This is a genomic window from Brachyspira hyodysenteriae ATCC 27164, assembly GCF_001676785.2.
GTDB lineage: Bacteria > Spirochaetota > Brachyspiria > Brachyspirales > Brachyspiraceae > Brachyspira > Brachyspira hyodysenteriae.
The window spans coordinates 563,593-577,679 of the sequence record NZ_CP015910.2 but is presented as its reverse complement, the minus strand read 5'-3'; the positions used below and the strand labels follow the sequence as shown (position 1 = coordinate 577,679).

Below are 14,087 nucleotides of genomic sequence, written 5' to 3'. Positions count from 1 at the left end.
TTCTCCTTACTTATACATTATTGTTGCGCTTCTTGTGGCTGTTCTGTAGTAGCAGCTCCAGCGTTACCGCCGTCTTCACCTACTACTTTAGCTCCGCCTTCTGTATATTGTTCAGAAGATCTTCCGCCAACTTCCTGACCTAATGTAGTTTCAATATCAGATCCGTCATAAGCTTCTCTGAATGTATCTGTTACTGTTTGGAAATAGTCCAATAAAACTACAAAGTTATCTGCTCTTTCCTCTGGTGATGACCAGAAACGGAAATTCATAAATCTTAAACCTTTAGCTCTAGGAACATAAGGCTCTTCTTGAGGAATGAAAGATGGTACTGCTGTACTCATATTTCTCCAACCTATATATCTTATAGATCCTAAAGGTAATGTATAAGTATAACCACGATAATCTTCAAATATCATTTCCATAGTATAGTCATAATTACCACCCCATACCCAAACATCAAAAGTTTGAGCTTTACCTGGTATGATTTTTTGTACTGTTGGAACTAAATCAAAGAAGTTATAAGATTTTCTGAAAAAAGAAACACTTACTGATAATGAATTAGTTGAATTATAACTTTGGTTACCCATACCATATGGTTTTGTAGCGAACAATCTCATATTAGGATATTTCATTACAACACCATTTTCATTTGTTCTATCACCTCTAAACATAAAGCGGCTGGCATTTGATATTGGTTGCCATTCGTCTAATGTTTCAAAGTTGTAAAGCAATCTAGTTTCCATGTAAACACTAGAAGTTTGTCCATAAACAGCAAATGAACATATGCTTATGAATAGACAAATGATTATGAGGTAGCGAGAAAAATCTCTCGTACTTCTATAGAATTTCATAGCGCACTCTCCTTAATATTTATAGCTAAGCAATTATATCCAATAACTTAGCACAATTATATTATAATCAACAAAAATTGTCAACTATAAAATATAAAATTCTCATATATTATATCGATATCATAACTATATAATTTTAGAAATTATTATTAAAATTTGATTAAAAATTATATTATGTTAATATGTAAGCAAAATTTTATATAAAAAGATTGATAAATGAGATTAAATAAGTATATAGCATCTTTAAATTTGGCTAGCAGAAGGGAAGCTGACAGGCTTATTCAAAATGGGAATGTCAAAGTTAATGGGATAATAAATACAAATCCTGCAACTCAAGTAGATGAAAATGATAAAATAGAATGCAGTATCGAACAATACAAAGAAAATAAAATATATATAAAACTTAATAAGCCAAGAGGTTATGTTGTTTCATCTAATAAAAATGAAGGAAAACCTATATACAACCTTATAAAAAATGATTTTAATAATATATATCCCGTTGGAAGATTAGATAAAGATAGCAGCGGACTTATACTTTTTACTAATGACGGAGTATTTGCAAAACAAATAATAGGAGAAAATACAAACTGTGAAAAAGAATATTATGTAAAAGTTGATGATAATATACCTGACGGAGCTTTACAAAAATTAGAGTACGGAATTTCTTTAGACGGACAAAAACTTAAGCCTGCTAAGGTAAAAAGAGTTAATAAAAATTCTTTTCACATAACATTAACTGAAGGTAAAAACAGACAAATCAGAAGAATGTGCCAAAAGGTAGGTTTTGAAGTTATAATACTTAAAAGGCTTAGAATATCCGGAATTTTATTAGAAGACCTTAAAGAAGGTACATTTAAGAGTTTAACTAAAGAAGAAATCGAATCTATACTAAAAAACGAACTATAATTATATTTTAATCAAATTATAACAACTATATATCATTGAATAACTCTATTATATGCATATAATTAATTATAGGAGTTTAATATGGTTGAAATAGCAATAGCAGTTTCTTTTCTATCAATTATAATTTTATTTTTGATATTTTTATCCAAAAAACAAAATAATTCTAGCTGTAAAGAAAATAATGATAGTAAATATATATTTAATAAAATAACAGATCAAAGATTAAAATATATAGAAAGCGGAAATATAAAAACAAAAAAAGTTATGAATATAGAAGAAAATAAAATCTTTTATTCTATGGTAAAAATATTCAATGATTATAATGTAAATCCTCAAGTATCATTCAGGGCATTTTTAAAAGGAGAAGAAGATACTGAAACTTGGAAAACATTTAGAGATTTTTATTGTGATTTTTTAGTAACATACAAAAGAGGAAGCAAAATAAATGAACCTGTTGCTGTTATAGAATATCATGGAGGCGGGCATTTTGGAGATACTGAAAATCAAAAAAAGAGAGTTGAAAATAATGATTATGTAAGAGAAAAACTTTTTAATAAAATAGGACTTAAATATTTTGTAATAAAAGACTATGACATAAAAATGAAGTCCGGATTAATAGACGAAGAGAAACTAAATTCTTTTCTCAATAATATTAATAACATTTTATCTAATCAAATAAAACAAAATTAAAGGAAAGTATATGACTATTATTGTATTAGTACTGATATTATTTTCAATATTATTTTTATTATCTAAATCCAATTATAAACAAGGGTACTATAGAAGAAATAAATATTATAAAAGACATAAAAAAACAGAAGAAGAAAGAATACAGGATATAACAGAGCAAAGATTATCAAATATGGAAACAGGAAATATAGCAATAAAAAAAATTATGAATATTGAAGAAACAAAAATTTTTTATTCTATATTAAATATATTTAAAGATTATAATATTTATAAGCAAGTATCATTCAAAGCATTCTTAGATGCTGAAGAAGATACTGAAATATGGAAAAGTTTCAGAGATTTTTACTGCGATTTTCTAATAACATATAAAAAAGGAAATAAAATAAATGAACCTATAGCTGTGATAGAATATGACGGAGCAGGACATTTTGGGCATACAGAAGATATGAAAGAGAGAATAAAAAATAATGATATGATAAAAGAAATACTAATAGATAAAGCAGGAATGAGGTATTTCATTATAAAAGAAAATGATATAAAAACAGATTCAAAATTCATAGATGATAAAAAATTAGAAATATGTTTGAATGATATAATGAACTCAATAAAAAATGATAACTAACTCTATATAAAAATTAGTTATCATTTTATTAATCTTAATAAATATTTTATTTCTTATAAAGAGAAAAATATCTTTCCATTTTCAACATTAGAACTTGCAACCAAAACTTTTACTCTATCACCCAACTCATAAGCCTTAACCTTATCAACATAAACACTTTGCATATCCTGATAAAATCTATAATTAGAACCAACATAAGTAGCCTCAATAAAGCCTTCTATCTCTAAACCTTCTATCTCAACATATATACCCTTTGGAGTTATAGAACTAACAGCCCCATAATATTCATCTCCAAGTCTGTCTTTCATGTATCTTGCTGCTTTTATCTGAATAAGATATTTTTCAGCCTTTTTTGAAGTTTTATCAAGAAGAGATAAACTTTCAATAGAATCCTTACATATATTTTTTAATTTTTCATTTATAGAATTATTATTTGATAAAATGGTATCTTTAACTATTCTATGAATAAGTAAATCTGCATATCTTCTTATAGGAGAAGTAAAATAAGTATAATAATCAAGTCCTAATCCAAAATGACTTTTATTTACTATGCTGTAAGATGATGGAGTCATTGAACGAAGAAGTACAGGTATAAGCAAATTTTCCTCCTGTTTTCCTTTCACATTATCAATGAATCCTTTTATATCATAAGTTTTATCTGGATTTTCTTTAAGTTCATAACCTTTAGTATGAGCAAGTATTTTGAAATTATTGAATCTATATTCATCAGGAAGTCCATGATAAAGGAATATAACGCCGTCATAACTTGATAATTTTTCAGCTACTTTACTATTAGCAAGAAGCATTAACTCCTCAATTATTGCCATAGATTCTTTTTTCTCTTCAGCATAAAACTCTATAGGCATGCCTTCATCATTAAGAACTATTTTAATATCTTGATTCTCAAATTCTACTCCCCTGCCCTCTTTTCTTTTTTTATACAAAACATTTTTTATATTTAAAGCATTATCAATTAATTCTAAAAGCCAATCCTCATCAGACTCTTCTTTTTTTATAAGTTTTTCAGCATAATCATAAGATAATTTTCTGTCTGATCTTATAACACTTTTACAAACAGATGAAGATAATATTTCACCATCATTATTTATATCAGTGATAAAAGTAAGAGCAAATCTATCCTCATTTTCATTTAAAGAAATTATATTATTAGAAAGAACTTCAGGAAACATATTATAAACTTTATCAATCAAATAAGTGGAATTCCCTCTAGCTCTAGCCTCTAAATCTAAAGGAGAATCAATCTCTATAAAATGACTTACATCAGAAATATGAACATAAACTTTATAATTATTATCTGTCTTTTCTATACTAAAAGCATCATCCAAATCTTTTGAACTTTCACTGTCTATAGTGATTGTTTTTAAATTTCTTAAATCAACTCTGTCAGCTTCTATATTTGTAAAATCAGCTTTATTATTGATTTCTTCTGCTAATTTTAAAAGCTCTTCACTGAAATCTAATTTTATATTATAAGATTTAGCTATAATTTTAGAATCTGATTTAGCATCTTTAGGATCAACATTTATTCTTACAGATTTTACAGTCTTTGGAGCTTCCTCTTTACCTTCCAACTTATTAATGTATTGTCTGCCTTCTTTTGTTACGCGAAGTAAATTACCTGCTGTTTTTTCTATATATCCGCTGCTTATAGCTTTCCTTATTAAATTAGTAAGGGATGTTTTTTCCAAAGCTGTTTTTGAATTAAATTTTATGAATATATTATAATCCATTTGATTTTTCATTAATTTTTTTATTAATTCTTCTGCAGTTTTCATTAACACTCCTTCAATTAAATTTCTAAATAATAATATACTTTTTTTATAGTTATTTCAAATTAATGATTAAATAATATTATTTTTAATTACTTTATATGGTAATTTTTATTTTTTAGATTATAATGTGTATTCAAAATTCAAATACTTAAAAAAAGAAGAATAAAATTATGAGCGAAAATAATATAGCATCTAAATTAACAAAAATATATGAACAATACGGATATAAAAAAATCAAATTAAGTAAATTTGAAGATTATAATTTATATAACAATTATAAAGATTTCCTTCAAACAGAACATATATTAACATTCATGAATTTAAATGGAAATTTACAGTCATTAAGACCCGATGTTACATTATCAATAGTAAAAAAAGTTTTGAAAGATAATAATAAATACACTAATAAAATTTATTATATAGAAGATATTTATAAAATAGATAGTGTTTCAAATGAATATGAAGAAATACAGCAGGTAGGAGTAGAAATAATAGGTACTCTAAGCACATATTCAAATTTAGAAATAATAAGTATGGCAGTAGATAGTTTAAAATCTATAAATGATGAATATATATTAGAAATATCAAGTATAGATTTTATGTTTGCCTTAATAGATGAACTTAATCTAGAAGAAGATAAAAAACTAGAAATACTTAATTTTATATATAGCAAAAATAAGCATGATTTAGAAAAGACATTAATCTCTAATAATATAGATGACAAATATAAAAACAATATAATATCATTGATAGATCTATGCGGAAACTATAGAGATATATTGAAAAAAATAGAAAACATAATAATAAATGACAAAATGCAAAAAGCATACGATGAATTAAAAAGCCTCTCAGCTGTATTTGAAAATTATAATAACTTCGATAAAATTTTACTTGATTTCTCAATAGAAAGCAAACTTGGTTATTATAACGGAATAATTTTTAAAGGATATATCAAAGGCAATAATGATGCTGTATTATCAGGCGGAAGATATGATAAACTTCTTGCAAAATTTAATGCCCATACACAAAATGAAAAAAACAAAAAGAATGCTATAGGCTTTGCAGTTTATATGGATAAATTATACGTAAACGATACAGACAAAAACGAATACGACTTTGACATCTTAATATTATACAAAAGCGGCGATGAAAAAATTTTATTAAGCAAAGTACAAAGTTTTATAAAAGAGAATAAGAAAGTAAGAACTGATATATACAGTGATAACTACAATACAGATTATAGCTACAAAGAAAAATATATATTTGAGAATGATGTTTTAATTAATTCATAAAAATTGCGAATGCCTGACATTTGTAAAAATGGCAGGGATTATAAATGAGCAATTTTTATTAGCAATAATATAAAAAATTTTATTAAGCAAAGTACAAAGTTTTATAAAAGAGCACAAGAAAGTAAGAACAGATATATACAGCGATAACTACAATACAGATTATAGCTACAAAGAAAAATATATATTTGAAAACAATAATTTAATTAATAATATATAATTATTAATTAGCGTTTATCACTATCAAATAATACTATTCTTGTAACTGTAGGATTAAGTTTTACAACTGTACCGTCGTCTAATTTATGTTCGGTCAAGATAACCGGTGAATTTTGTAATTTTTTAATTTTTTTATTTGACATATAATGCCCTCCTAATTTAAAGTATATAAATCATGTTCCTATTGTCAAGAAAATATCAACAAATATTATTTTTATTAGGTATTTTTTACACATTATTCTTTATTAGGCTTTAATAAAAGTTATAAACGCAAAATTCTTTATACAGTATCTAAATTTATAAATAGTATATTGATACCTTGTTTCACATTATTTATTTTAATAATATAAAACAAATATTTCAAACTTTTTAAATATTACTATTTGAAAAAATCTTTTATTATATTATAATGTTTTTTAAAATTTAAAACATATTAAAGAATACAGATTATGATTAATATAGCATTACCTAAAGGAAGATTAGTAAATAAAGTATATACTCTATTTGAAAAGATAGGTTATGAAAATAAAGAACTATTAGAAGATAATAGAAAATTAGTATTTGAAAACAAAGATAAAAATGTAAGATACCTAATAGTAAAACCTTCTGATGTTGGAATATATGTTGAGAAAGGGGTTGCTGATATAGGTATTGTAGGAAAAGATATACTTCTTGAAAATAATCATGATGTATACGAACTTCTTGATTTGAAATTTGGAAAATGCAGAGTTTGTATGGCATCTGTAAATGGATATAAAGAAGATATTGAAAGAAGATTAAGAGTTGCTACAAAGTATGTTAATATATCAAAAAATTATTTTAATTCTATTAACAGAGATGTTGAAATAATAAAATTAAATGGTTCTATTGAGTTGGCTCCTATACTTAATCTTTCTGATGTGATAGTTGATATAGTAGAAACAGGAAGCACATTGAGGGAAAATAATCTCACAGTTATAAAAGAAATCATTGATTATATAAGTGCAAGACTAATAGTCAATAAAGTAAGCTATAAGTTTAAAAATGATTTAATAAAAACTATAATAAAAAATATAGAAGAAGTTTTATAAGGGAAATTTTATGATAAAAGTAATTAATTATAAAGAATGCAAATCATTAGATGATATATTATTAAGAAGCCAATTCAGTCATGATGATGTTAATGAAAAAGTAAAGGCCATATTAGAAGATGTAAAACAAAATGGAGATAATGCATTAAAAAAATATGCTAAGATGTTTGATAATGCTGAAATAGACAATTTAGAAGTAACAGAAAAAGAAATTGAAGAAGCATATAACAGAGTTGATGAAAAGTTTAAAGAAACATTAAAGCTAGCCTATAACAATATAGAAAAATTCCATAAAAAACAATTAAGAAATAGCTATATAACAAATGAAGAAGACGGTATAGTAATGGGACAGATTATAAACCCAATAGAAAAAGTTGGAGTTTATATACCTGGTGGCACAGCAGTTTATCCTTCAACAGTGCTTATGAATGTAATACCTGCAAAAGTAGCCGGAGTAAATGAAATAATATTAGTATCTCCTCCAAATAAAGAAGGAAAAATAAATGCTAATATATTAGCAGCAGCAAAAATAGCAGGAGTAAACAGAGTATTTAAAACAGGCGGTGCTCAGGCAATAGCAGCTTTAAGTTACGGTACAGAGTCTATTCCAAAAGTATATAAAATAGTAGGACCTGGAAATATATATGTTGCTATGGCTAAAAGACTTGTATACGGTGAAGTTTCTATTGATATGGTGGCAGGCCCTAGCGAAGTATTAATAATAGCAGATGAAACAGCAAATCATATACATATAGCTTCTGATATGCTTGCACAGGCTGAACATGATAAATTAGCTTCAAGCATATTAGTAACAACAAGCAAAGAAATAGCAGAAAAAACAAAAGAAGAATTATACAAACAATTAGAAAAATTAAGCCGTAAAGACATAGCAATGGAATCTATAGAAAATAACGGAAGAATAATAATAACTGAAACTATAGATGAAGCAATATATATAAATAATGAAATAGCACCAGAGCATTTAGAGATTAGCATAAAAGAGCCTTTCTCGGTATTAAGCAAAATAAAAAATGCAGGTTCAATATTCTTAGGAGATTATACACCTGAAGCATTAGGCGATTATTTATCAGGAGCAAACCATGTAATACCTACAAGCGGAACAGCTAAATTTGCTTCTCCTTTGTCTGTAGATGACTTTATAAAGAAATCTTATATAACTTACTACACTAAAGATGCATTAGAAAAAGTAAAAGACAATATAATCAATTTTGCAGAGCATGAAAGTTTAGAAGCACATGCCAATTCTGTAAAAGTAAGGTTTTAACATAGAATAAAAATATATTTATATTACTTTATTTTAGTAATATAAATATATTTATTATAAAAGATTATTTCTTGTCTTTTATAACATTATTGTGAACGAAGAACATCATATTAACAAATACATAAATTATCATCACACTTGCAACTACAAGTTCGAATATAGAAACAATATTCCATATATAATAATACTGTCCATTAACACTTTTTGAATAATTAGCATATTTAAGTAATGCTTGAGCACCAACCGCCAAAGGGAAAGTATAAGCTGCAAATAAAGGTATAAATTTTATTTGAAAAGCCCTTATAAGAGATAAATATACTTTGAATGTAGTAAATAAACCCAATGCCAAAAGAAAATTAAGTAAAGCAGTATTATAATCAGTAAATGCACTTAAATAACCGCATAAACAAAGATTAGCAGGTGCTCCCATTACTGCAAATGCAGGAAATCTGTCATCAGCCAAAGGATCATGAAAAATTATTCTATAAAATATAAATGGAAATAGTATAATATATAGAACTGTGCCTATATAAACTATCACTTGAGATACTTGAGGAAATCCCATATTAGTACCAGTAACGGCAGCTACAACTATACCTACAGGAGGAACAAACCAGCTAGGAAGTATATGGTGCAAATCTTTCAAATTGATTCTATGAGCTAAAAAAGTAAAAGCAAATATCACATGAACTGCAATCGCTGTAAACCACATAGCAACACCAAGGGGTTTTACAAATTGAACTACTGAAGATGATATTACCATAACAGCCATATCAAGAGTAGGAATAGTGCTTCCTGCAACAGGATGCTCTAAATCATTAAGAAAAGCTCCGAATGATGAAAATATCTTAGTTATAATGGTTAATATTAAAATAGATGAGATTAAAGCACCTATATATGCAAAATATTTAATACCTGTGAATATAGTCCAAGCATTAAATATACCTCCTACACCAAGTGCTAAACCAGTGAGAGCCAAAGGCATTTTATTAATTTTACTTATCATTTTTTGTTACACTTTATTATTTAGATTTTTGAATTATTCATTATTAAGACTTTTTAAATTAGAAATTGATAATCAATATAATTAAAGAGGTTTCCATAAGTACTTATGAAAACCTCCTTTATTGAAATGATTTATTTATACAGTTATCTGCATAACTTCTTCTTCTTTAGCACTATTATCTATATTATCTTTCTTATCCAAGTCTCCGCTTTGCTTGTTGTAAACATGAAGTTTATTATATAATTTAACACCAGTACCAGCAGGTATTAAGTGTCCTATAATAACATTTTCTTTTAATCCAAGCAATTTATCAACTTTTCCTTTAATAGCAGCATTAGTCAATACTTTAGTAGTTTCTTGGAATGAAGCAGAAGATATAAAGCTTTCAGTATTAAGAGCAGCCTTAGTTAAGCCTAAAAGTACAGGCTTACCGCTTGCAGGAGAACCGCCAGCCTCTTCATAACGTCTGTTTTCTTCTTCAAACTCATATTTATCAACATACTGACCAACAATATATTTAGTATCGCCTGGATCAGTTATCTCAAGTCTTCTAAGCATCTGTCTTATGATAAGAGCGAAGTGCTTATCGTTAATACCTACACCCTGCTGATTGTATACTGTTTGAATTTCTTCAAGCAAATAAGTTTGTAAAGCCAAATCCCCTTGTGTTTCCAATATATCATGAGGGTTTATTTTACCAGCACATAACTGAGTACCTGTTTTTACTTGGTCTCCGTTTCTTACCAATAACATTTTACCATGAGGTACTAAGTGTTTAGTTTCATCAAATTCATTTCTGATTTTAACTACTTTTTTACCCTTATGAGAACCTCCGATTTCAACCTCACCGTCAATACCAGCAATAATAGCAGTATCTTTAGGTTTCTGAGCCTCAAGTAATTCCTGTACTCTTGGAAGACCTCCTGTAATATCCCTACTTTTCTGCTGTATACGAGTAGTTTTAGCAATAACCTCTCCTACTTCAACTTTTTGGTTATTTTCTACCATAAGCTGAGCACCATTAGGTATATCAGTTTCAAAAGTATCATTATCACCTACGATCAATATCTTAGGCTGCATGCTAGAATCTTTAAACTCTTGAATAATATTAGTTTTATTACCTGTTTGATCGTCTATTTCTTCAACCAAAGTTCTGCCAGGTATGATGTCCTGATATCTTACAATACCGGATTTTTCAGAAATGATAGGTTCGTTATAAGTATCGAAGCTAGCAATAACTGTATTAGCTTCTATGAATACATGTTCATCTACTTTATATTCACTTCCAACTTTAATTACAATTGTATGCTTATCACCTGTAATCATTATATATTTATCATCATCAGTGATTTTGAAAGTACCATTATAAGTAGCTTTAATTTCTGTACCATCTTTAAGAGTAGCTATAACATCTCCTATAAGTACTTTAGTATTATGTTCAGTTATAATATCTTTTAGAGTAGATTTTTCCCATTTATCTAAAACTCTTCTAATAACCAAATCACCTTTTCTAGCTGTTATTTTAATACCATTAGGCTGAACAACATAGTTAGAGAATTGTTCTATATATATAGGATAATTGACCTTAATTTCATTTTCTTCTACCATCTGAGTAGCAACACCACCGATGTGGAAAGTTCTCATTGTAAGCTGTGTACCAGGCTGACCAATACTTTGAGCAGCAACTACACCAACAGCCTCCCCAATAGAAGCAAGGTTATTAGTAGATAAACTTCTACCATAACATTTCTGACATACACCCATTCTGCTTTCACAAGTAAGAGGATGTCTAATGCTGATTTTTTCTATACCAGCTTTCTCTATTAAATCACCTATTTCTTCTGTAATTTCAGTATTAGCAGAACATATAAGCTCTTTAGTAACAGGATGATATATATGCTCGCTTGTAAAGAAACCAACAACACGTTCTTTAAGAGATTTTTTGATTTCATCTCCGTTTTTTATAGCCTCTATAGCAATACCTTTAACAGTACCGCAGTCATGCTCTGAAACAACAACCCCAATAGCAACATCAACTAGTTTTCTAGTAAGATAACCAGCACTTGAAGTCTTTAATGCTGTATCTGCAAGACCTTTTCTAGCACCGTGAGTAGAAATAAAGTATTCCTGTACAGTAAGACCTTCTTTAAAGTTTGAAATAATAGGAAGTTCGATAATCTCACCTGAAGGCTTAGCCATCAAACCTCTCATACTAGCAAGCTGTCTTATCTGCTGTTTAGAACCTCTCGCACCGGAATCAGCCATTATATATACAGGATTAAATCCGTCTTGATCCTGTCTTAAATTATCCATCATAGCTTCAGTTATTCTACCTTCAACTGTAGTCCAAAGGTCCATAACCTTCTGCTTTTTCTCTTCAGTAGTGATAATACCGTTCATATACTGATTTTCAATGAACTCTACCTGTTTAGTAGCTTCCTCGATTTCTTGTTTTTTCATCGGAGGTATAAGTATATCAGCAATAGAAATAGTAGAACCAAATACTGTAGCACTTTGATAACCAAGTTCTTTAATATCATCAAGCATATTAACTGTTACAGCTGTGCCATGTTTTAAATATACTTCATGAATGAATTTAGCTAAATCTTTACTGTTAAAATCTCTGTTTTGATATCTGAAATCTTCAGGAATAACTTCATTGAATTTTAATCTTCCTACAGAAGTTTCAACGAATTCTTCCTCTCCGTCTTTATTTTTCATTAAAACTTTAATTCTTGATTCAAGCTCTACCAAATTATTATCATAAGCAAGTAAAGCATCTTTAGGAGATGAGAATATCTTTCCTTCACCTTTACTTCCTGTTCTTAATTTAGTAAGATAGCTGATACCAAGTACTATATCCTGTGTAGGGTTAACAATAGGTTCACCGTTGGCAGGGTTTAATATATTATGAGGAGCAAGCATCAAAGTCCAAGCCTCAATCTGAGCCTCAGCAGAAAGCGGAGTATGTACAGCCATCTGGTCACCGTCAAAGTCAGCGTTATAAGCGTGACATACTAATGGGTGAAGCTGAATTGCTTTTCCTTCAACAAGTACAGGTTCAAATGCCTGAATACCAAGTCTGTGAAGAGTCGGTGCTCTGTTTAATAGAACTGGATGTTCTTTAGCAATATCTTCCAATACTCCCCAAACTTCTTCTCTGCCCTCTTCTACAAATCTTTTAGCAGATTTTATATTATGAGCTGAATTAATTTCAACTAATTTTTTCATTATGAATGGCTTGAATAATTCTACAGCCATTTTTTTAGGAAGTCCGCATTGATGCATTTTAAGTCTAGGACCTGCAACGATAACAGAACGGCCTGAATAGTCAACACGTTTACCTAAAAGGTTCTGTCTGAAACGACCTTGCTTACCTTTAAGCATATCAGAAAGAGATTTTAAAGGTCTGTTTCCTGGTCCTTTAACTACTTTCTTTCTTCTGCTGTTATCAAATAAAGCATCAACTGCTTCTTGCAACATTCTCTTTTCATTTCTTATGATAATATCAGGAGCTCTTAAAACCAATAATCTTCTTAAACGAATATTTCTGTTTATAACTCTTCTATATAAATCATTCAAATCTGAAGTAGCGAATCTTCCGCCGTCAAGCTGAACCATAGGTCTTAACTCTGGAGGAATAACAGGAACTACATCAAGTATCATCCAAGTAGGATCATTTCCGCTTGCTTTAAAGTCTTCAAAGATTTCAAGACGTTTTCTTAAACGCCTATCACTCTTTTCACCTTTTTTAATCATTTCCTCTCTGAGTTTTCTGATTTCTTCGTCCATATCAAGGTCTTTAAGCATATCTCTTATGCCCTCAGCACCTATACCTATTCTTATATTATCACCATATCTATCTAAAGCTTCATTATATTCATCTTCAGTTAAAAGATCGCCTTTAGAATAAGAACTATCTCCAGCATCAATAACAACATATCTTTCAAAATAAAGTACGCTTCTTAAATGAGCTATATTCATATTTAGAAGAAGTCCTATTCTTGAAGGAGTGTTTCTATAATACCAAATATGAGCAACAGGAGCAGCTAATTCTATATGCCCCATTCTCTCTCTTCTAACTTTGAAATGAGTAACTTCAACACCACATTTATCACAAACTACACCTTTATAACGAATACTTTTGAATTTACCGCAGTAACATTCATATTCTTTAGTAGTTCCGAATATCTTTTCACAAAAAAGTCCGTCTCTTTCAGGTCTTAAAGTTCTGTAGTTGATAGTTTCAGGTTTTTTTACTTCACCATAACTCCATTCTCTCATAACCTGAGGACTTGCTATACTAATTTTTATTTGGTCAAAGTTTGAAAATTGCATATACCTAAACTTCTCCTA

General features: G+C 28.4%; 11 protein-coding genes. 6 read left to right on the top strand and 5 right to left on the bottom strand.

Annotated features, from left to right (window positions below; genetic code table 11):
• Positions 1-17 precede the first annotated feature (17 nt).
• The gene (locus BHYOB78_RS02675; RefSeq protein WP_012671821.1) at positions 18-743 is read right to left on the bottom strand and encodes a flagellar filament outer layer protein FlaA; all 726 of its coding nucleotides are present in this window, start codon (positions 741-743) and stop codon (positions 18-20) included.
• 324 nt (positions 744-1,067) lie between these two features.
• Between BHYOB78_RS02675 and BHYOB78_RS02670 the strand changes: the two genes are divergently transcribed.
• The 3 genes from BHYOB78_RS02670 to BHYOB78_RS02660 all read left to right on the top strand — a co-directional run bounded on the left by BHYOB78_RS02670 (position 1,068) and on the right by BHYOB78_RS02660 (position 3,069).
• Positions 1,068-1,757 carry a pseudouridine synthase gene (locus BHYOB78_RS02670; protein WP_020064276.1) on the top strand — a complete coding sequence of 230 codons (690 nt, stop codon included), beginning with the start codon at positions 1,068-1,070 and terminating at the stop codon, positions 1,755-1,757.
• An 81-nt stretch (positions 1,758-1,838) separates the two neighbouring features.
• Positions 1,839-2,447 carry a DUF2726 domain-containing protein gene (locus BHYOB78_RS02665; protein ID WP_020064277.1) on the top strand — a complete coding sequence of 203 codons (609 nt, stop codon included), beginning with the start codon at positions 1,839-1,841 and terminating at the stop codon, positions 2,445-2,447.
• 10 nt (positions 2,448-2,457) lie between these two features.
• Complete coding sequence (locus tag BHYOB78_RS02660; RefSeq protein WP_012671817.1) at positions 2,458-3,069, top strand: DUF2726 domain-containing protein; 612 nt, start codon at positions 2,458-2,460, stop codon at positions 3,067-3,069.
• Positions 3,070-3,122: 53 nt separating this feature from the next.
• On the opposite strand, the gene BHYOB78_RS02655 is transcribed toward BHYOB78_RS02660, so the two are convergent.
• Positions 3,123-4,865: an RNB domain-containing ribonuclease gene (locus tag BHYOB78_RS02655; RefSeq protein WP_020064278.1), complete on the bottom strand. Its 1,743-nt coding sequence runs from the start codon at positions 4,863-4,865 to the stop codon at positions 3,123-3,125.
• A gap of 167 nt (positions 4,866-5,032) precedes the next feature.
• Here BHYOB78_RS02655 and BHYOB78_RS02650 point away from each other — a divergent pair, with 167 nt between their 5' ends.
• Complete coding sequence (locus tag BHYOB78_RS02650; protein WP_020064279.1) at positions 5,033-6,154, top strand: ATP phosphoribosyltransferase regulatory subunit; 1,122 nt, start codon at positions 5,033-5,035, stop codon at positions 6,152-6,154.
• A 224-nt stretch (positions 6,155-6,378) separates the two neighbouring features.
• On the opposite strand, the gene BHYOB78_RS13825 is transcribed toward BHYOB78_RS02650, so the two are convergent.
• Complete coding sequence (locus tag BHYOB78_RS13825; protein ID WP_012671814.1) at positions 6,379-6,513, bottom strand: hypothetical protein; 135 nt, start codon at positions 6,511-6,513, stop codon at positions 6,379-6,381.
• 306 nt (positions 6,514-6,819) lie between these two features.
• Between BHYOB78_RS13825 and hisG the strand changes: the two genes are divergently transcribed.
• Both hisG and hisD read left to right on the top strand, forming a co-directional pair.
• Complete coding sequence (hisG, locus tag BHYOB78_RS02645; RefSeq protein WP_012671813.1) at positions 6,820-7,440, top strand: ATP phosphoribosyltransferase; 621 nt, start codon at positions 6,820-6,822, stop codon at positions 7,438-7,440.
• A 10-nt stretch (positions 7,441-7,450) separates the two neighbouring features.
• Positions 7,451-8,725: a histidinol dehydrogenase gene (gene hisD / locus BHYOB78_RS02640; RefSeq protein ID WP_012671812.1), complete on the top strand. Its 1,275-nt coding sequence runs from the start codon at positions 7,451-7,453 to the stop codon at positions 8,723-8,725.
• A gap of 64 nt (positions 8,726-8,789) precedes the next feature.
• Here the strand turns inward: hisD and BHYOB78_RS02635 are convergent, their stop codons facing one another.
• Both BHYOB78_RS02635 and rpoC read right to left on the bottom strand, forming a co-directional pair.
• The gene (locus BHYOB78_RS02635; RefSeq protein WP_020064280.1) at positions 8,790-9,731 is read right to left on the bottom strand and encodes a TDT family transporter; all 942 of its coding nucleotides are present in this window, start codon (positions 9,729-9,731) and stop codon (positions 8,790-8,792) included.
• 135 nt (positions 9,732-9,866) lie between these two features.
• Positions 9,867-14,069 (bottom strand): DNA-directed RNA polymerase subunit beta', encoded by a 4,203-nt coding sequence (rpoC, locus tag BHYOB78_RS02630; protein ID WP_012671810.1) that lies wholly within the window; start codon positions 14,067-14,069, stop codon positions 9,867-9,869.
• Positions 14,070-14,087: the final 18 nt, after the last annotated feature.